This is a genomic window from Bradyrhizobium ganzhouense, from assembly GCF_049949285.1.
Taxonomy (GTDB): domain Bacteria; phylum Pseudomonadota; class Alphaproteobacteria; order Rhizobiales; family Xanthobacteraceae; genus Bradyrhizobium; species Bradyrhizobium ganzhouense.
On the sequence record NZ_CP181318.1, the window covers coordinates 4,398,002 to 4,414,929 of the forward strand.

18 protein-coding genes are annotated in these 16,928 nt (G+C 64.0%); 9 read left to right on the top strand and 9 right to left on the bottom strand.

The window, feature by feature from the left end; translation table 11 throughout:
- Positions 1–34: 34 nt before the first annotated feature.
- The gene (locus ACLFLU_RS19970; protein WP_426413855.1) at positions 35–577 is read right to left on the bottom strand and encodes a CDP-alcohol phosphatidyltransferase family protein; all 543 of its coding nucleotides are present in this window, start codon (positions 575–577) and stop codon (positions 35–37) included.
- A gap of 156 nt (positions 578–733) precedes the next feature.
- On the opposite strand from ACLFLU_RS19970, the gene purM reads away from it, so the two are divergent.
- Positions 734–1,807, top strand: a complete 1,074-nt coding sequence (purM, locus tag ACLFLU_RS19975) for a phosphoribosylformylglycinamidine cyclo-ligase (protein ID WP_426413856.1) — start codon at positions 734–736, stop codon at positions 1,805–1,807.
- A 14-nt stretch (positions 1,808–1,821) separates the two neighbouring features.
- A complete protein-coding gene (purN, locus tag ACLFLU_RS19980) occupies positions 1,822–2,475 on the top strand; it encodes a phosphoribosylglycinamide formyltransferase (RefSeq protein ID WP_426414033.1) in 654 nt (217 codons plus the stop codon).
- Between the two features lie 91 nt (positions 2,476–2,566).
- On the opposite strand, the gene ACLFLU_RS19985 is transcribed toward purN, so the two are convergent.
- Positions 2,567–2,773, bottom strand: a complete 207-nt coding sequence (locus tag ACLFLU_RS19985) for a cold-shock protein (RefSeq protein WP_007591938.1) — start codon at positions 2,771–2,773, stop codon at positions 2,567–2,569.
- Between the two features lie 375 nt (positions 2,774–3,148).
- On the opposite strand from ACLFLU_RS19985, the gene ACLFLU_RS19990 reads away from it, so the two are divergent.
- Positions 3,149–4,309, top strand: a complete 1,161-nt coding sequence (locus tag ACLFLU_RS19990) for an autotransporter outer membrane beta-barrel domain-containing protein (protein WP_426413857.1) — start codon at positions 3,149–3,151, stop codon at positions 4,307–4,309.
- A 5-nt stretch (positions 4,310–4,314) separates the two neighbouring features.
- Here ACLFLU_RS19990 and ACLFLU_RS19995 read toward each other — a convergent pair whose 3' ends face one another.
- On the bottom strand, positions 4,315–5,355 hold the full coding sequence (locus ACLFLU_RS19995) for a LysR family transcriptional regulator (protein WP_426413858.1): 1,041 nt from the start codon (positions 5,353–5,355) through the stop codon (positions 4,315–4,317).
- Positions 5,356–5,426: 71 nt separating this feature from the next.
- On the opposite strand from ACLFLU_RS19995, the gene ACLFLU_RS20000 reads away from it, so the two are divergent.
- The 5 genes from ACLFLU_RS20000 (at position 5,427) to ACLFLU_RS20020 (ending at position 8,983) form a co-directional block, all read left to right on the top strand.
- Positions 5,427–6,044 carry a hypothetical protein gene (locus tag ACLFLU_RS20000; RefSeq protein ID WP_426413859.1) on the top strand — a complete coding sequence of 206 codons (618 nt, stop codon included), beginning with the start codon at positions 5,427–5,429 and terminating at the stop codon, positions 6,042–6,044.
- Positions 6,031–6,651, top strand: coding sequence for a GNAT family N-acetyltransferase (locus ACLFLU_RS20005; protein WP_426413860.1), 621 nt, complete (start codon positions 6,031–6,033; stop codon positions 6,649–6,651). The genes ACLFLU_RS20000 and ACLFLU_RS20005 overlap by 14 nt, the downstream gene beginning before the upstream one ends.
- Before the next feature lie 25 nt (positions 6,652–6,676).
- Complete coding sequence (locus ACLFLU_RS20010; RefSeq protein ID WP_426413861.1) at positions 6,677–7,240, top strand: isochorismatase family protein; 564 nt, start codon at positions 6,677–6,679, stop codon at positions 7,238–7,240.
- 34 nt (positions 7,241–7,274) lie between these two features.
- Complete coding sequence (locus ACLFLU_RS20015; RefSeq protein WP_426413862.1) at positions 7,275–7,442, top strand: hypothetical protein; 168 nt, start codon at positions 7,275–7,277, stop codon at positions 7,440–7,442.
- Between the two features lie 158 nt (positions 7,443–7,600).
- Positions 7,601–8,983, top strand: coding sequence for an aspartate aminotransferase family protein (locus ACLFLU_RS20020; protein WP_426413863.1), 1,383 nt, complete (start codon positions 7,601–7,603; stop codon positions 8,981–8,983).
- 201 nt (positions 8,984–9,184) lie between these two features.
- On the opposite strand, the gene rnd is transcribed toward ACLFLU_RS20020, so the two are convergent.
- Both rnd and ACLFLU_RS20030 read right to left on the bottom strand, forming a co-directional pair.
- Entirely contained in the window at positions 9,185–10,333 is a 1,149-nt protein-coding gene (gene rnd, locus ACLFLU_RS20025; RefSeq protein WP_426413864.1) for a ribonuclease D, read from the bottom strand.
- A 356-nt stretch (positions 10,334–10,689) separates the two neighbouring features.
- A complete protein-coding gene (locus tag ACLFLU_RS20030) occupies positions 10,690–11,589 on the bottom strand; it encodes a LysR family transcriptional regulator (RefSeq protein WP_426413865.1) in 900 nt (299 codons plus the stop codon).
- Positions 11,590–11,693: 104 nt separating this feature from the next.
- On the opposite strand from ACLFLU_RS20030, the gene ACLFLU_RS20035 reads away from it, so the two are divergent.
- Positions 11,694–12,683, top strand: a complete 990-nt coding sequence (locus ACLFLU_RS20035; protein ID WP_426413866.1) for a zinc-dependent alcohol dehydrogenase family protein — start codon at positions 11,694–11,696, stop codon at positions 12,681–12,683.
- A gap of 75 nt (positions 12,684–12,758) precedes the next feature.
- Here the strand turns inward: ACLFLU_RS20035 and ACLFLU_RS20040 are convergent, their stop codons facing one another.
- Genes ACLFLU_RS20040 through ACLFLU_RS20055 form a run of 4 tightly spaced genes read right to left on the bottom strand, consistent with a single transcriptional unit; the run spans position 12,759 to position 16,756 of the window.
- Complete coding sequence (locus tag ACLFLU_RS20040; RefSeq protein WP_426413867.1) at positions 12,759–14,078, bottom strand: ABC transporter substrate-binding protein; 1,320 nt, start codon at positions 14,076–14,078, stop codon at positions 12,759–12,761.
- Between the two features lie 11 nt (positions 14,079–14,089).
- Positions 14,090–14,959: a carbohydrate ABC transporter permease gene (locus ACLFLU_RS20045; RefSeq protein ID WP_426413868.1), complete on the bottom strand. Its 870-nt coding sequence runs from the start codon at positions 14,957–14,959 to the stop codon at positions 14,090–14,092.
- On the bottom strand, positions 14,956–15,906 hold the full coding sequence (locus tag ACLFLU_RS20050) for a carbohydrate ABC transporter permease (RefSeq protein ID WP_426413869.1): 951 nt from the start codon (positions 15,904–15,906) through the stop codon (positions 14,956–14,958). The genes ACLFLU_RS20045 and ACLFLU_RS20050 overlap by 4 nt, the downstream gene beginning before the upstream one ends.
- A 1-nt stretch (position 15,907) precedes the next feature.
- On the bottom strand, positions 15,908–16,756 hold the full coding sequence (locus ACLFLU_RS20055; RefSeq protein ID WP_426413870.1) for a phosphodiesterase: 849 nt from the start codon (positions 16,754–16,756) through the stop codon (positions 15,908–15,910).
- Positions 16,757–16,928: the final 172 nt, after the last annotated feature.

Genomic DNA, 16,928 nt, shown 5'->3' on the forward strand with positions numbered 1-16,928 from the left:
CGGGAGTTGGCCTTTTGCGGGGCCGCCTCCCGGCTCATTTGGCCTCAATAGTACTCATGTGCCGCAGCCACTCGACGAGATACAGCGACACCGAGGACAGTGTGAACACCGTAACGAGGCCCATCAGGATCATATCATAGGGCCCCGGCTTGAAGCCGAATGCGAGCGAGGCCAGCACCAGCGCCGCATAGGCCACCTGGGCCGTGGTGTTGAGCTTGGAGACCATCGAGGGCTTCATCTCGACCGGCTTGTCGAACAGCCATGACACGATCACAGCCGTGACGATCATGATGTCGCGCGACACCACCAGGATCACGATCCAGCGCGGAATGTCGCCCCAGATGCCGAGCGCGAGGTAGATCGACACCAGCAGCGCCTTGTCCGCCAGGGGGTCGAGCAGGGCGCCGAGCTCGCTGGTCATGTTGAAGCGCTTGGCCAGGAAGCCGTCGACGGCGTCGCTGATGCCGGCGACCAGGAAGACGGCGAACGCCACCTCCATTTGGCTCGACACGATGGCCCAGACGATGATCGGGACCAGCATGATGCGGCCCAGGGTTATGATGTTTGGAATACTCACGCGGCGCTTCCCGGCACCCGGCCTGACCTCGAAATCCGGCCTCTAAGAGGCTGAACCGGTTGATATCTCTACATAGTATAGGGCGGGGCGCCACGCTTGCCATTGCGCGTCCCCGGAATTCGACGTAACCAGCCGCAAACCCACTGGAAATCGGGCATGACCGACCGCAAAAACGGCCTCACTTACGCCGATTCAGGCGTCGATATCGACGCGGGCAACCGCCTGGTCGACCTGATCAAGCCGATGGTGCGCGCCACCGCACGGCCCGGCGCCGACGCCGAGATCGGCGGATTCGGCGGCTTGTTCGATCTCAAGGCGGCCGGCTTCAAGGACCCCATCCTGGTCGCGGCCACCGACGGCGTCGGCACCAAGGTCAAGATCGCGATCGAGACCGGCCTGCATGGCGGGATCGGCATTGATCTCGTCGCCATGAGCGTCAACGACCTCGTGGTGCAGGGCGCCGAGCCGCTGTTCTTCCTCGACTATTTCGCCTGTGGCAAGCTCGACCCGGAGGCGACCGCCTCGATCGTCGCCGGTGTCGCCGAAGGCTGCCGCGAATCCGGCTGCGCCCTGATCGGCGGCGAGACCGCCGAAATGCCCGGCCTCTACAAGGACGGCGACTATGATCTCGGCGGCTTTGCCGTCGGCGCCGCCGAGCGGGGCACGCTGTTGCCGCGCAAGGACATTGCGGCGGGCGACGCCGTGATCGGCCTCGCTTCCTCGGGCGTGCACTCCAACGGCTTCTCGCTGGTGCGCAAGATCGTGGAACAGTCAGGCCTCGGCTTCGAGGCGCAGGCGCCGTTCGCGCCGGTGATGACGCTCGGCGGGGCGCTGCTGACGCCGACGCGGCTCTACGTCAAATCCTGCCTGCGCGCGATCCGCGAAACGGCTGCGGTGAAGGGCCTCGCCCACATCACCGGCGGCGGTTTCACCGACAACATTCCGCGCGTGCTGCCCGCACATCTGGGCGTCGGCATCGATCTGGCGCGTCTGCCGGTGCTGCCGGTGTTCAAATGGCTGGCGGCGCAAGCCGGCATCGCCGAGCTCGAAATGCTGCGCACCTTCAACTGCGGCATTGGCATGATCGCGATCGTCGAGCCTGAGAAGGTCGACGACGTCGTGCGGGTCTTCACCGACGCCGGCGAGACCGTGGCGCAGCTCGGCACCGTGATCCCGGCCGAGGGCGAGCACCGCGTCGTCTATAACGGCCATCTCGACATGGCATTGTGATGACTGGCGCTGTGATGAAGCGCCGCGTCGCCATCCTGATTTCCGGCCGCGGCTCCAACATGTCCGCGCTGATCAAGGCAACGGCTGCTGCGGATTTCCCGGCGGAGATTTCGCTCGTCATCTCCAACAAGGCCGACGCGCTCGGGCTCGAACGGGCGAAGGCGGCCGGCGTGAAAACGCAGGTGATCGAGAGCAAGCCGTTCGGCAAGGACCGCGCCGGCTTCGAGAAAGTACTGCAGGCAGCCCTCGACCAGCACGGTATCGAGCTGATCTGTCTCGGCGGCTTCATGCGCCTGTTCACCGCCGAATTCGCCAGGGCCTGGTACGGACGGATGCTCAACATCCATCCCTCGCTGCTGCCGTCCTTCCCCGGCCTCGACCCGCACGGGCAGGCTTTGCGCGCCGGCGTCAAACTGTCTGGCGCGACGGTGCACTTCGTCATCCCCGAGACCGACGCCGGCCCGATCGTGATGCAGGGCGCAGTTCCCGTCAGCGATCACGACACCGCAGAGACGCTGTCGGAGCGCATTCTCGAAGTCGAGCACCGCATCTATCCCGCAGCGCTGAGCCTGCTCGCGACCGGCAAGGTCAAGATCGAGGGCGACGTCTGCAAGACCGCGGGCAGTTCGGCGTCGGAGAATTTTCTGGTTGCGCCGGTGGCGAGCTGAAGCGCGGTCGCGTTTCGTTGGCCTCAAACAAAATCCCCCGGCAGAGCCGGGGGCAACGTCATGATCTCTCGCGCTTTGGCTTTGAGAGAAATCAGGAGACCTTGAGGTTTTCCGCGGATGCTTTGCCGCGGTTCTCCACGAGGTCGTATTCAACCACCTGGTTTTCATTGAGGGTGGAGAGTCCGGCGCGCTCGACGGCGGAGATGTGGACGAACACGTCCTTATCGCTGCCGTTCGGCTTGATGAACCCATAGCCCTTGGTCGGGTTGAACCATTTGACGGTGCCCTTTTGTGGCATCGTTAGTCTCCTCCGCTAGATACAAAAAGGACGCGGCCGCTTTTCGCGTGCCACGTCACAAACGGGCTTCCGGAAGTCTGTTCGAGTCTTGAGTCTGTCGCGAAACGCACAGCCGAGCGGCCAATTCCGATTGTGTGCAGTATTCCAACACGAAAACCGCGCGCTAGCAAGCCGCGCGCGAATTTCAAGACCGTGCCGGAGATGTCCCGCGTGCTATTTGCGACGTGTGGCAGCAGAACCACAATCAGAGGCAATCGCCCCGGCTAAGGCGTACCAGCCGGTTGACCCTCCGTGGCAGTTCAGCACAAATCGCCGCATGCGCTTTAGCTCGTGTTGTATTTTTGCGCGCCGCCATTCGCTCCAGGATTTGTCATCATGAGCTGCCCCTCGCAGCCCTCCGGAACACGGCAGACGATCGGGCTGGACCGCGTCCGCCGGGTGGCGGCCGCGATTGCGATGGCCTTGGCATTCGTCGTGATGATGTCGACGGCGACGCCGGCTTTTGCGCAGAGCCCGACGCCTACTCCTCCGACGCCAACGCCCGCGCCGTCTCCGACCCCGGTCCCGGTCCCGACGTCGATCAATTACGACCAGTCTGCCGGCAATGCCACGCTCGATCTTGGTTCGGGATTTCTGGAGCGGCTCGGCAACCAGGCGTCGAACGGTTTCAACCGGTCGTTACGCACCAATTCCGGCGGCGGCGGCGCGTCCGAGAGCACGGAGGGTCCGCGCTACCGCACCTGGTATGAGGGCTACGGTGTTTCGGTCCGGACCGATCCGCAGGGCGATTTCGTCGGCGACAAGCGCAAGACGTTCGGCGGCGTCGCCGGTTTCGGTGCGCGGGTCGCGCCGGGCGTCAATCTCGGCTTCTCCGTCGATCAGAGCCATACCGACATCGATGTGCCGCTCGCGTTGCAGTCGGCGACGCTCGACCTGACCCAGATCGGTTTCAACGGCTCCGTCGACAAGGGACCGTGGACCTGGGCCTTTGCGGTCGTGCACGGTTTCGGCAAGGTCCATTCCAGCCGGGACACCGGCTTTGGTTTTGCGACGGCAGGCTATCGTGCGGCCGTCGACGGCGCGCTGACCGAGATCAGCTATTACTGGACCAAGGACCAGATGCGCATCGTGCCCAAGGGCGCACTCGAATATGTGCGGGCCACCGGCGCGGCGTTCCAGGAGGCGGGCGGGCTCGATCCGCTCAACGTCGGCTCAAGCGCGATTGCGCGCGCGCGCGTCATGATCGGCGCCGAGATCGGGCGCTACTTCATCTTCGACCAGAAGATCCTGGATCTTTCGGCCTACGGCAAGTTCGTCGACAATTTCTATCAGGATCTGGGCTCGGTCCAGGTCAGCCTCGGCACCCAGAACATCATCGTCCCCGGCATCGGCGAGAGCCGATACGGCATGGACGCCGGCGCCTCGGCATCACTCAGCCTGACCAACACCGTGCGGCTCTACGTCAATTACGACGGCAAGTTCCGCAACGAGCTAACGTCGCACCAGGGCACGATTGGCTTCGAATATCGGTGGTGAGGCGCTTACTTCGGTGTCGCTGCAACGTATCCGGACAATCCAAAGCCTTCGCGCGCGGCCGTCATCATCGGCACCAGCGCGTTCGGATGGATGAACTCGTCGCGGAAGCAGGGATGGGTCTTGGGGTCGAAGATCTTCTTCAGCCAGTCGACCACGATCTTGTGCCGTTCGGAGGCCCGGAACTCCTTGTGATAAGTGAGCCAGAGGTCAGCGTGGTGGCTGACGCCGAGGTCGACGGCGACAAGCGGCGCACCGAGCGCGATCGACACCGTCGGCAGGAAGCCGATGCCGGCGCCGCGCTCGACCGCGTAGAGCACGCCGATGGACGAATTGGTCTTGATTCCGACGATGCCTTCCAGCGATTTCAACCCGAGCACGCGGGCATAGGCGCCGTCGTCGACCTGCGGCGCGCTCTGCTTGATGATGCGGTGGCTCGGCAAGTCGGCGAGAGTGGCCGGCACGCCGTAGAGGTTGGCATAGTCCCTGGAGACGAAGGGATAGATGTGCAGCCGGCCGAGCTTGGCGACGATGAGGTCGGGATTGGTCGGCGGCTCGAGCTGGATCGCAATGTCCGATTCCAGCCGCGCGACGTCGGCCTGCTCCATCGCACAACGCAGGTCGACGGTGATCTTGCGATAGGTCTTCTGGAAATCGATCAGCCGCGGCAGGATCCAGAAATTGCCGGGGCCTTCCGTCACCGCGACGCGCACCGTGCCCGACGTATCGTTCGAGGATCGCGAGGCGCGGCGGAAGACGTTGAAGGCGTGACGCTCCATATGCGCGACGTCGGCAATCATCGCGGCGCCTTCATCGCTGAGCGTGAGCCCGCTCTGGTCGCGCAGGAAAAGCTTGCAGCCGATGCTCTCTTCGAGCCGGTCGATCCGGCGCATCAATGTGGTGGAGGTGAGCCCGAGCTCTTCGGCCGCATTCCGGAAACTTTTAAATTTCGCGCAAGCTAAAAACAGTTTCAAATCGTCCCAGGACGCATTTAGCGCTTCTTCATGGTGCTGCATCAATGCAGCACCCCGGTGCAATACTTGCTGCATACTCCGGATCTCCAGCCGCTAAGCTTCTCCTCATAGCGGCGTACAAAACTCCTGAACGATAGAGGGACGACATGAGTATGGAAAGGGGCTCGTTTGCCGCAAGGCATGATTTCGATGCCTTGCCGCTGAGCCCTGACGTGGATGTCCGTTGCGCGCAATTCGATGAAATTGCCGCGCTTTCGGAAATGGCGCACCGGCTGGTGCCGGGCGTGCAGATCGGGGCGATGGAGCTTGCGAAGTATTTCGCCTTCGATCCCCAGAGCATCCTGACGTTCACCCGGAACGGCAATCTGCTTGGCGGCATGGCCTTCCTGTTTCTCAACGACCGCGGGCATGATGCATTGCTGCTCGACGATATCTGTCTGACGGCGCCCGAGACACACTACCTCGCTTCCGCGAATGAGGATGTTTCGGCGATCTACATCTGGGCGATCGCGGCCACCGGCCGTGGCATCGCCGGTCTCGGCAAGGCCGCGGCTCATCTGCGACAGATAAGGTTTCGCGGCGCGGACTGCTATGCGCAGCCGTCAACCGTGGCCGGACGTGAAATCATGAAGGCGACGGGCTTCGCGCCCATTTCGAGCTTTCAGCCCGACCTCTGGTGTTACGAGCGCCCCTGGCACCGGCAGCCCATGCTCATGCCGGGCGCGATCATCCAAGCAAGGAGCTTTTCAGATGCACGGCACTAGGATTCCTCTCGCCAAGCCTGACTCCCGCGCGATCACGGTTCGCCTTGCGCGCGATCCGAGCGACCTCATGCTGGTCACGGCCATTCGCTCCGCGGTCTATCTCGCCGAGCAGGATTGTCCGTTCGAAGAGGAGTTCGACGGCAACGACATGGTTGCTGCACATTTCATCGGCTACATCGGCAACGAGCCGGCGGGCTGTCTGCGGGTGCGCTTCTTCGGCGACTTCGCCAAGGTCGAGCGGCTTGCGGTGCGTCACCAATATCGGCGCTCGCGTATCTCGTTCAAGCTGGTGCAGGCCAGCGTCGACTATGTGAAGCGCAAGGGGTTCCGCAAGATCTACGGTCAGGCCCAGGACCGGCTGGTCGATTTCTGGGCTCATTTCGGCGCCAAGCCGCTCGGACATAATCGCAAGATCACCTTCTCGGATTTCTCCTACACGGAAATGCTGCTGGAGATCGAGCCGGGGCCGGACGCCATCACGCTGGACAGCGATCCCTACGTGATCATCCGCCCCGAGGGCGACTGGGACCGGCCGGGCGTGCTCGACGCATCTGCGGGGCGGGCGGTGACATCGCCGCTGCGAGACCTCGCGCTCGCCGACCATTGAAACTGGTGCAGCTCGGCGCAAGACGATGCCGGTCTCTATCCACGACGATCCGCTGGTCCTGGTCTGCGCGGATCTCCAGGTCGAGTATCTGACCCCCGGGCGTCGCCACGTTATTCTCGATGGCGACGCCGCTACATTGCACTGCCTGGAATTGCTGACGCTGTGGCGCCGCAACCTCTGGCCGGTGATGCATTTGAAGCGCATCGCGCAGGCGGCGTGGTTCAATCCGTCATCCAAGCTGACCGATTGGATCGCGGAGACGAGGCCGCGTCCGGGCGAGATGACGTTCGAGCACCCGTTGCCGTCGGCCTACAGCTCGGCGCGTTTTGTGGATTACATGTCCAGCATCCGCAATGTGCGCTGCGTGGTCACGGGCTTTTCTCTCGACGAGACCATCCTGGCCACCGTCGTTGAGGGATTTCACCGCAGCCACCGCTACCAGGTGGTCGTCGATGCCGTCGCCTGCCGGCAGCCGGGAACAGGCGAGGCGGCCGTCTACAAACAGTCGGTGGTGAATGTCATCGCCAACTTTGCTACACTCCAGTCCAGCGCCGAACTGATCAGAACCAGCGGCGCCGTCGCAGTCTGAGAGAGACGCGATCGGCGGGTGGATGGGGTGGACATTGTCTCGGGAGGACGAGCTCAAGGAGCTGGCGAGCGATCTGTCGCGTGCCGTCGAGGCGGCGCGCCGGGTCGGCCTGTCCACGACCGTCTATCTGCTGTCGATGGCGCTGGTCGAGGTTCGGGAAGCCGCAGCCGACGACGCGGGACATGACGACGGCGCGACCTGAGCGCTGTCTTGTGTGCGGCTTTGTGCATCGCTGCTGAGCGCTTGCTGCCGACGAATTGGCGTTGCAAGTTTTCCCTCGCCGCAATAGCCAAGTAATCTGATAACCGACTGATGGCGTTGGCCGTGCCGGCGACGTGATGACTTAAGGGATCCCTGCAAATGTCCATGCTGCCAAATTCGCAAGAAGCCCGCGATGTGGCCTACCAGCTCCATGCCTACACCAATGCGCGCGCCCATCAGCAGGCAGGTCCCCTGGTGATTGAGCGCGGCGAGGGGCCTTACGTGTTCGATGCGTCGGGCAAGCGCTATTTCGAGGCGATGGCAGGCCTGTGGAGCGTCGGGCTCGGCTTCAACGAGAAGCGGCTGGTCGAGGCCGCGCACAAGCAGATGCTGGCGCTGCCGTTCTATCACACCTTCTCGGCCAAATCGCACGGGCCCTCGATCGACCTCGCCGAGAAGCTGGTCGCACTCGCGCCGGTGCCGATGAGCAAGGTGTTCTTCACCAATTCGGGCTCGGAGGCGAACGACACCGTCCTGAAGCTGATCGCCTACCGCTCCAACGCGCTCGGCCAGCCCCAGCGCAAGAAGATCCTCAGCCGCATGCGCGCCTATCACGGCGTCACCATTGCGTCGGCGAGCCTCACCGGCCTGCCCAACAACCACCGTTCGTTCGATCTGCCGCTGCCGAACATCCTGCACACGGGCTCGCCGCATTTCTACAAGGACGGCGCGCCCGGCGAGAGCGAGGAAGCCTTTGCGACGCGCCGGGCCGAGGAGCTCGACGCGCTGATCCAGAAGGAAGGGCCTGATACGATCGCGGCCTTCTTCGGCGAGCCGGTGATGGGGGCGGGCGGCGTCATCGTGCCGCCGGCGACCTATTGGGACAAGATCCAGAAGGTCTTGAACAAGTACGACATCCTGTTGATCGCCGACGAGGTGATCTGCGGCTTCGGCCGCACCGGCAAGATGTTCGGCTGCGAAACCTTCGGCATCAAGCCCGATGCGATCGTGGTCTCCAAGCAGATCACCTCGAGCTACTTCCCGCTGTCGGCGATCATCATGAACGACCGCATGTTCGAGCCGATCGCGGACGAGAGCAACAAGATCGGCGTGCTCGGCCACGGCTTCACCGCGGGCGGTCATCCGGTCGGCTCGGCGATTGCGCTGGAAAACCTCAAGATCATCGAGGAGCGCGGCCTGGTCGCGCATGCCGCCGAGCTCGGCGGTTACATGCAAGGCAAGCTGCGCGAGCTTACCAGCCATCCGCTGGTCGGCGAGGCCCGTGGCGTCGGCATGATCGCAGCGCTCGAGCTCGTGCTCGACAAGGGCCGCAAGACCGCGGCGGCGACGCCCGGCGCGGTCGGCGGCATGGCGAGCCGCATGCTCCAGGAACGCGGCGTGATCTCGCGCAACATGCTGGACGCCATCGCTATCTGCCCGCCGCTGATCGTCACCAAGGCCCAGATCGACGAGCTGATCGCGGCGATCACTGGCGTGCTCGATGACATGAAGCCGGAAGTGGCGAAGCTACCGCAGGCGTAGGGGCAGGCGTAAGAGGAGCGTGTCAGTGTGGCCGGAGCAGCCGGTCACACCCTCAGTGTCGTCCTGGCGAACGCCAGGACCTGTACCGCGTGATCTGTCGATGTGGTCGGTAGGAGTACCGAGCGGCGAGTGTTCGCCAAACTCTTCCCTGGGGTAATGGGTCATGGCGTTCGCCAGGACGACATTGAGGGACTGGGGCCGCTAAGCCCGCGTCACCCCAATCACGCGGCCCTTCTCGATTGCCAGCGCCAGCTCGCCGCGCTTCAGCTTCAGCGCGTTGTCGCCGAACAGCTCGCGGCGCCAGCCGCGGAGCGCCGGCACGTCGGCCTCGTCATCGGCTGCGATCTCCTCGAGATCGTCGACGGTTGCGATCACCTTGCTGGCGACGGCATGGCGCTCGGCGGTCATCCGCAGCAGCACCTTCAACAGCTCGACGGTGGCGGCGCCATTGTTGTTGTTGCGCGGCTTTTCCAGCTTCGGCAGCGTGGAATGATCCCGCGCCAGCCCGCGCTCGACCGCGGCGACGATATCCGCGCCCCATTTGGATTTCTCAAAGCCCTTCGGCACCGAGCGCAGATGGGCGAGCTTCTCCAGCGTGTTCGGCGCGTGGGTGGCGATGTCGCTGATCGCCTCGTCACGCAGCACGCGGCCGCGCGGCACGTCGCGGCTCTGGGCTTCCTGCTCGCGCCAGGCGGCGACCTCCATCAGCACGGCGAGGTCCTTCGGCTTGCGCACCCGCGTCTTCAGCCGTTCCCAGGCGCGTTCGGGGTGGAAGTCGTAGGTCTTGGGCGAGGTCAGAACCTCCATCTCGATGGAGACCCATTCGCTGCGGCGGCGCTTCTTCAGATCGGCGTCGAGCGCGGCGAAGACGTCGCGCAGATGCGTGACGTCGGAGACCGCGTAATGCATCTGCTCCTTGGTCAGCGGCCGGCGCGACCAGTCCGTGAAGCGATGGGTCTTGTCCGGACGGTGGCCCGTGACTTTCTCGACCAGCTGGTCGTAGGCGATGCTGTCGCCATAGCCGAGCACCATCGCGGCGACCTGGGTGTCGAACACCGGATGCGGAATGATGTTGGCCTGGTGCCAGATGATCTCGATGTCCTGGCGCGCGGCGTGGAACACCTTCAGCACGCTCTCATTGGCCATCAGCTCGAAGAACGGCTTGAGGTCGATGCCCTCGGCCAGGGTGTCGACAACGATCGCTTCCTCGGCGCTGGCCATCTGCACCACGCACAACAGCGGGTAATAGGTGGTCTCGCGCAGGAACTCGGTATCGACGGTAATGACGGGGTGCTTGGCCAGCCGGCTGCAGGCAGCCGCGAGGTCAGCGGTGGTGGTAATCAAATCCATGAACGGCCCATGACACTTGGTATCAGCCGTTCTGCCGAAAGCGCTGTGATGTCAAGGGGCTCTAAGCGAATTCGAGCCTTGCATTCGGACTGGAATTGCTCTTTCCGCCGAAATTCCTATTCGTAACGGATCCGGTTCGAGGATTTACGGGCGCAGGGCCACGCCACCACGACCAGGCACATGCCAACCAGCGCCAACCCCAGGAACTCGAAAACCAGCAAATCCACGGCGGAAATCTCCAGAAACACCGTTAGATTTGTCGGCTGTGCGTTGAGGGTCTGTTAATTCAAATGGTTACCGGCGGTGGGCCGACCCGGATGGTGGATGGGGGGTTAACGCGGCCTTCGGGCCCGTCGTCATGTCATCAGCTTCGGCAGGCCGGCGGCGAGGGTGTCCACAGCGGCACGGACCTTTGGCGGCAAGCGGGGCGAGCGTGGCCACAGCGCGTGGCAGTCGTAGAGGAATTCTGGCTGCTCCGCGAACAGACCGACCAGTGCACCGGTGTTGAGGCGCTCGCGGACCAGCCAGTAGGGCAGCCAGGCCAGCCCCATGCCCTGCGCGGCGGCATCGGCGATCGCCTCCATATCGTCGAGCCGCAACCTGCCTGAAGGCACGATCTCGCGTGGAGGCTGGTCTGCTTGCGGAAACAGCCATGGCCGAACGCGCCCGGAGCGGCGATAGATGATCGCCTGATGCGCGGCGAGATCGTCGAGCGATTTCGGCTTGCCGTTGACGCGCAGATACGAGCGCGCGCCGCACACCACCATGCGCTGGCTTGCGATGCGCCGCGTGATCAGGCCGGACTGGTCGTCGAGATCGCCGGTCCGGATCGCAAGGTCATAGCCGGCCTCGATGATGTCGGCGATCGGGTCGCCGAACGACAGGTCGAGTTCGAGATGCGGATATTTTCGCGCGAGCTTCATCAGCAGGGGAGCGATGCAGTGCCGTCCCAGCAAGGCGGGCATGGTCACGCGCAGCCTGCCGCGCGGCTCGGAGAGTTCGTCGGCGACGACGGCGTCGGCGGCTTCGGCCTCGATGAGGACGGCACGACAGCGCTCGTAATAGGCTTGCCCCGCGTCCGTCAGGCTCTGGCGGCGCGTGGTGCGGTTGAGGAGGCGGACGCCAAGGCGCTCTTCGAGGAAGCGCACATGCTTGCCGACCATCGGCCCTGACATCTCGAAGGTGTCGGCCGCGGCCGCGAACGAGCCGAGATCGACGGCCTTGACGAACACGGCCATGCTGGTCAGGCGGTCCATGATTAAAAACTGCAGGTTTCGACTGTTCGTTTCTTTCTGCGATTTATCCGCTTCCGCGAGCGCGGCATAGCTCCATTCAGTTCAATTGTTTTGGAGTGGATCCCATGGCTCGCGTCGTTCGCTTTCACCAGCATGGCGGCCCCGAAGTGCTGCGCATCGAGACGGTCGATGTCGTACCGCCGGCACGGGGCGAGGTGCAGATCAGGGTCAAGGCGCTCGGCCTCAACCGTGCGGAAGCCTTATTGCGGAGAGGGACCTATATCGAGACCGCGACGTTCCCGTCCGGCCTTGGGCTGGAGGCAGCGGGCATCGTCGAGGCTGTCGGAGAGGATGTTGCCGGCTTCGCGCCAGGCGATGCCGTCAGCATCGTGCCGCCGCTGTCGATGGTGCGGTGGCCAGCCTATGCCGAGCTCGCGGCGTTTCCCGCCCAGCTCGTCGTGAAGCATCCGCCCGAGCTGGATTTCGAGACGGCGGCTGCGGTGTGGATGCAATATCTCACGGCCTACGGCGCGCTGGTCGACATCGCTGGCCTTGGGCGAGGGGACGTCGTCGCCATCACGGCGGCGTCGAGCAGCGTTGGGCTGGCGGCCATTCAGATCGCCAACCGGATCGGGGCCGTTCCGGTCGCCCTGACGCGGACCTCGGCCAAGCGGTGCGCCCTGCGCGATGCCGGTGCCGCGCATGTGATCGCCTCGGACGAGGAGGATATTGGAGCGCGGCTTGCGGAGATCGCCAGTGCAGGCGGCGTCCGCGTGGTGCTTGATGCGGTCGGCGGACCCGCGTTCGGTCCGCTGACCGCGGCGATGTCGCCGGGCGGTATTCTGATCGAATATGGCGGGTTGAGCCCCGAGCCGACGCCGTTCCCGCTCTTCAACGTGCTGACCAGGAGCCTGGCCCTGCGCGGCTACCTCGTGCACGAGATCACCCGCGATCCCGCACGCCTTGCGGAGGCAAAGGCCTTCATCCTCGATGGGCTGGCGGACGGCACGTTGAAGCCGATCATCGCCCGGACGTTCCGGTTCGAGGACATCGTCGCGGCGCATCGCTTCCTGGAGTCGAACGCGCAGTTCGGCAAGATCGTCGTGACGATCTAAGGTTCGTGCTATCCAAAACGCATTCGGCGCTCCGCAGGACGGAGCGCCGATGGTCGTTTGCCGCTGCTCCTGGCCTTACGGCAGCTTCAGCGACGTCTCCGCGTTGTACGGCTTGAGCGTTTCATCCGCGGCCTTCTGGGCGGCGACGAGAGCCTCCTTCGGCTGCTTCTTGCCGTTGAGGACCAGCATCACCTCGTCCTCGAGGTTCTTGCGCACCGGCACGGTCTTGTAGGTCGCAAACCAGGGTTTTGCGACGTCGAGCTGCTCGACGGCGGTCTTGGCGTCCGGGTTCTTGTTGAGGAAGTCGACCATGTCAGGCGTCTTGTAGGCGGCCATGTTGGGCGCGAAGTAGCCGGTGGCGCGGCTCCACCAGGCGCTCTTCTCGGGCGAGGTCATCCACTTGATCAGCGTCCAGGCGGCCTTCTGCTTGTCGGCTTCGACGCCGGCCGGAATGATCAGCGAGGCGCCACCGATCGGCACCGCGTTGCGGACGTTGCGCGGGATGAAGGCGACCTTGTAGTTGAACTTGGCGTTCTCGCGCACATAGGTCAGCGAGCCCGTCGACAGCATCATCATCGCGGCGTTGCCGGAGATGAAGGAGGTGCTGACGGCAGGGCCGGGCGTGGCGCCGGGCGGGTGGACCTTGTGCTTGCTCACGAGGTCGTTCCACCAGGTCAGCGCGCCGAGCATCGAGGGCGTGTCGTAATAGACCTCGCCGCCGAACTCCTCGTTGTAGTAGCGCCCGCCATTGGTCATGGTGAGCGTTTCCATCATCCAGCCGCAATAATCATAGGCGCAGGGGATCGCGATGCCCCATTGGGTGACCTTGTCGCCCTCGCGCTTGGTGAGTTTCTTGGCCCAGTCGGTGAGCTCGGCCCAGGTCTGCGGCGGCTTGTTCGGATCGAGACCGGCTTCCTTCGCCTTGTCGGCATTGATGTAGAGCAGTGGCGTCGAATTGTGGAAAGGCACGCCATAGACCGAGCGGTCGATCACCGCGTTGCCCTGCAGCGCCGGGAAGAACTGGCCCAGGAACTTGTCCTTGGTGCTGCCGTCGGCGGCGATCAGGCTGTCGAGATTGGTGAGCTCGTTCTCGATCTGCATGTCGAGCAGGAAGTTCGCCGACATGATCACGGCCGCCGGCGGCTTGCCGGCCTTGATCGAGGCGCGCGTCTTGATCAGCGTGTCGTCATAGGAGCCGGTATAGACCGCGGTCGCCTTGATGTCGGGGTGACCGTCGTTGAACTCCTTGATCAGCGTGCCCATGTCGCGGGCGAGCTTGCCGTCGACGGGGACGGGGAAGAACAGATCGATCTCGGTCGGACCTTCGGCCATCGCCGGGAAGACAAGGGCACTCGCCATAGCGAGGCCGAGCATGAGCCTGCGGGAGAACAGCATCGACAAATCTCCTATTTGATGCCTGACGTGACGAAAGAGCTGATGAAACGCTTCTGGAAGATCAGGAAGGTGACGAGCAGCGGCGCGATCACCATCAGCGTGCCGGCGGCGATCGTGCCCCAGGCCTGAGTGCCTTCCGCGGTCGCGGTGAACACGGAGAGGCCAACCGTGAGCGGCCGCTTGTCCGGCGAATTGATCACCATCAGCGGCCACAGGAAGTCGTTCCAGTGGCTGGTCACGGAGATGATGGCAAAGGCCGAGAAGCTCGGGATCGACAGCGGCACGTAGATGTGACGGATGCGCTGGATCAGGCTGGCGCCGTCGATCAGGGCGGCGTCCTCGAGCTCGGTCGGAATCGCCTCGAACGCCTGGCGCATCAGGAAGGTGCCGAAGGCGGACGCGAAGAACGGCATCATCACGCCGGCGAGCGTGTCGTAGAGGCCGAGCTGCGCGACGAGCCGCAGATTCGGCACGATCAGCAGCACCGGCACCAGCATCAGCTGCATCAGGAACAGATAGAAGATCACCGTCTTGCCGGCGAAGTCGAGCCGCGCAAAGGCGAAGCCCGCGAGCGTGATTGTGACGAATTGCACCAGCAGAATGCCGGTGCAGATGATCGTGGTGTTGAGGAAATAGCGCGGGAAGTCGCCGATCTCCCAGGCATCCCTGATGTTGTCGAGCGTCGGCTTCAGGCTCGGAATCAGCTCGGCCATCAAATTGATGCCGTCGGAGGCCGGGCGCAGCGTCGCCACGCCCATCCACAGGAATGGGATCAGCCATGCGAGCGCGAGCAGCACGGTCAGCGCGAAGCCGAGCTTTGGCGTGATCTCGTTGCGGGTGGCGAGCGGGGCGTCATTGTAGAGCTTGTCGATCAGCTTCATGCGCCACTCTCGCGGTTCGCCATGGTGCGGAACGACAGCGCGGTGAGGGCCATCAAGGCGGCGAGCGTCAGCAGCGTTGCCGCCGAAGCCATGCCGATGTCGTAATGCTCCACCGCCTGCTGGTAGATGTAGAACAGCACGAGATTGGTGGCGTTCGACGGTCCGCCCTTGGTCATGACGAAGACGTGGTCGACCTGTGTCACCGCGTTCAGCGTGGCGATCACGGTGACGAACAGGAATGTCGGCTTGAGCTCCGGCAGAATGATGTAGCGCAGCCGCATGAACGGACCGGCGCCGTCGAGATGGGCTGCTTCCATCACGTCCTCGGGCACGGCCTGGAGCCCGGCAAGGAAGAACAGCATGTAATACCCGGCGTTCTTCCAGATCGTGATGATCATGATCGCATAGAGCGCGATGTCGGGGTCACCAAGCCAGTTCGGCACCACCGGCAGCAGCCGGCCGATGTAATAGTCGAGCAGGCCGACATTGGGCAGGAAGATAAAGAGAAACAGCGCCGAGGCCGCGACCATCGGGATCAGCACCGGCAGGAACAGCGCGGCCCGCAGCGCGCTGGTCACGGCGTTGGTGCGCGCCAGCGCCAGCGCAAACAGCAGCGCGAGACCGATGCTGGGGATTGCGGTGCCGATTGCGTAGATGAGGTTGTTGACGACAGCGCCGGTGAAGGCGGGGTCCGCGAGCACCGCGGCGATATTGTCGAGGCCGACGAAGCGGAGCGGTGCCTTCGGCGTGGCGCGCTGATAGAGCGCATCGATCAGCACGCGCCCCATCGCGCCATAGGTGAACAGCGCGAGGAAGATCAGCGAAGGCAGCAGCAGCAGATAGGCCGGCAGCGAGGCTTTGAGGCGAGCAATGAACCGCGTCACGATGTGCAGGCGCGGAGGCGCCGCAGCCGCGACCGGGAGAGCCGCGGGTTCAGCGAGGCTCATGTCACCGCGCCGGGAAATTGAGCGCATAGTCGCGGCCGTCCACGCCCGCAGGGGGCTCGAAGGGAAAGCGCAGACTGGTGTCGAGAAAGTCGTGGCTGTGCACGACGAGGTTCTGATCGTCGATCAGCACGACGCCGTAGGCCGGCGGCTCGTGGCTCGCCAGATGCGGCGCGTTGGCATCGAGCTCGAACCAGACCTGGTGGTTGGTGCCGCGCAGCGTCGAGAACGGGATCTTGCCGTAGCTGCCGAAGATCGGACGGTGCACATGGCCGAAGAAGAGATGGCGGATGCGCGCACGATAGGGCGCGATCAATTCGGCGAATTCCGCGCTCTGCTTCAGCGCGATCTCGTCCATCGCGTGCACGCCGACCGGGAAGGGCGGATGATGCATGAACACGACGAACGGCATGTCCGCCGGCGCGGCGGCCAGCGTCTTCGAAAGCCAGTCGAAGCGCCTGGTGCACATCTCGCCGGCGTGGCTGGTCTCGTCCAGCGTGTCGAGGAAGACGAACAGGCCGTGCTCGGTGGTGCGCGTCCCCTGCACAAAGCCGTTGGGATCGCGCGGCGCGGCCTTCAGGCCATCGAGGCAGGCGACGCGGCGATCGTGATTACCGACCATGGCGATATAAGGCATTTTCAGCGCAGCCATTGCGTCGGCAAAATTGGCGTAGGACTCCGCCTCGCCCCAATGCGTGAGGTCGCCGGTCACGACCGTGAAGGCGGCGTCCGACTGGTGCTTGTTGATGTCGGCGATCGCCGCATCCAGCCGCGCGCGCGGGTCGAGGCCATAGAGCTTCAGCCCGGGGTTCGCCAGATGCGTGTCGGTGATGTGGATGAACTTGAAGGGCATGGCGCGCTTGTCAGGATCGTTGGAGGATGGGCGCCTCCGGCAAGACGGCCCTGACAGGCCGTTAGAGTGCGTATGTTTCAGTTTGATGACAGTGGTGCCAGGGGCGTGCGGAAGATGGGGACATGCCGTAGAAAGCCCTAGCGGAGCGTGCTTCGCGCTGCGAAGACCTCTC

Coding starts and splice junctions, on each gene's coding strand:
- rnd (WP_426413864.1), bottom strand. CDS start 10,333: ATGGATTTGATTACCACCACCGCTGACCTCGCGGCTGCCTGCAGCCGG.
- ACLFLU_RS20050 (WP_426413869.1), bottom strand. CDS start 15,906: ATGAGCCTCGCTGAACCCGCGGCTCTCCCGGTCGCGGCTGCGGCGCCT.
- purN (WP_426414033.1), top strand. CDS start 1,822: ATGAAGCGCCGCGTCGCCATCCTGATTTCCGGCCGCGGCTCCAACATG.
- ACLFLU_RS20005 (WP_426413860.1), top strand. CDS start 6,031: ATGCACGGCACTAGGATTCCTCTCGCCAAGCCTGACTCCCGCGCGATC.
- ACLFLU_RS20055 (WP_426413870.1), bottom strand. CDS start 16,756: ATGCCCTTCAAGTTCATCCACATCACCGACACGCATCTGGCGAACCCC.
- ACLFLU_RS20010 (WP_426413861.1), top strand. CDS start 6,677: ATGCCGGTCTCTATCCACGACGATCCGCTGGTCCTGGTCTGCGCGGAT.
- ACLFLU_RS20045 (WP_426413868.1), bottom strand. CDS start 14,959: ATGAAGCTGATCGACAAGCTCTACAATGACGCCCCGCTCGCCACCCGC.
- ACLFLU_RS20000 (WP_426413859.1), top strand. CDS start 5,427: ATGAGTATGGAAAGGGGCTCGTTTGCCGCAAGGCATGATTTCGATGCC.
- ACLFLU_RS19995 (WP_426413858.1), bottom strand. CDS start 5,355: ATGCAGCAAGTATTGCACCGGGGTGCTGCATTGATGCAGCACCATGAA.
- ACLFLU_RS20020 (WP_426413863.1), top strand. CDS start 7,601: ATGTCCATGCTGCCAAATTCGCAAGAAGCCCGCGATGTGGCCTACCAG.
- ACLFLU_RS20030 (WP_426413865.1), bottom strand. CDS start 11,589: ATGGACCGCCTGACCAGCATGGCCGTGTTCGTCAAGGCCGTCGATCTC.
- ACLFLU_RS20040 (WP_426413867.1), bottom strand. CDS start 14,078: ATGCTGTTCTCCCGCAGGCTCATGCTCGGCCTCGCTATGGCGAGTGCC.
- purM (WP_426413856.1), top strand. CDS start 734: ATGACCGACCGCAAAAACGGCCTCACTTACGCCGATTCAGGCGTCGAT.
- ACLFLU_RS19990 (WP_426413857.1), top strand. CDS start 3,149: ATGAGCTGCCCCTCGCAGCCCTCCGGAACACGGCAGACGATCGGGCTG.
- ACLFLU_RS20035 (WP_426413866.1), top strand. CDS start 11,694: ATGGCTCGCGTCGTTCGCTTTCACCAGCATGGCGGCCCCGAAGTGCTG.
- ACLFLU_RS19985 (WP_007591938.1), bottom strand. CDS start 2,773: ATGCCACAAAAGGGCACCGTCAAATGGTTCAACCCGACCAAGGGCTAT.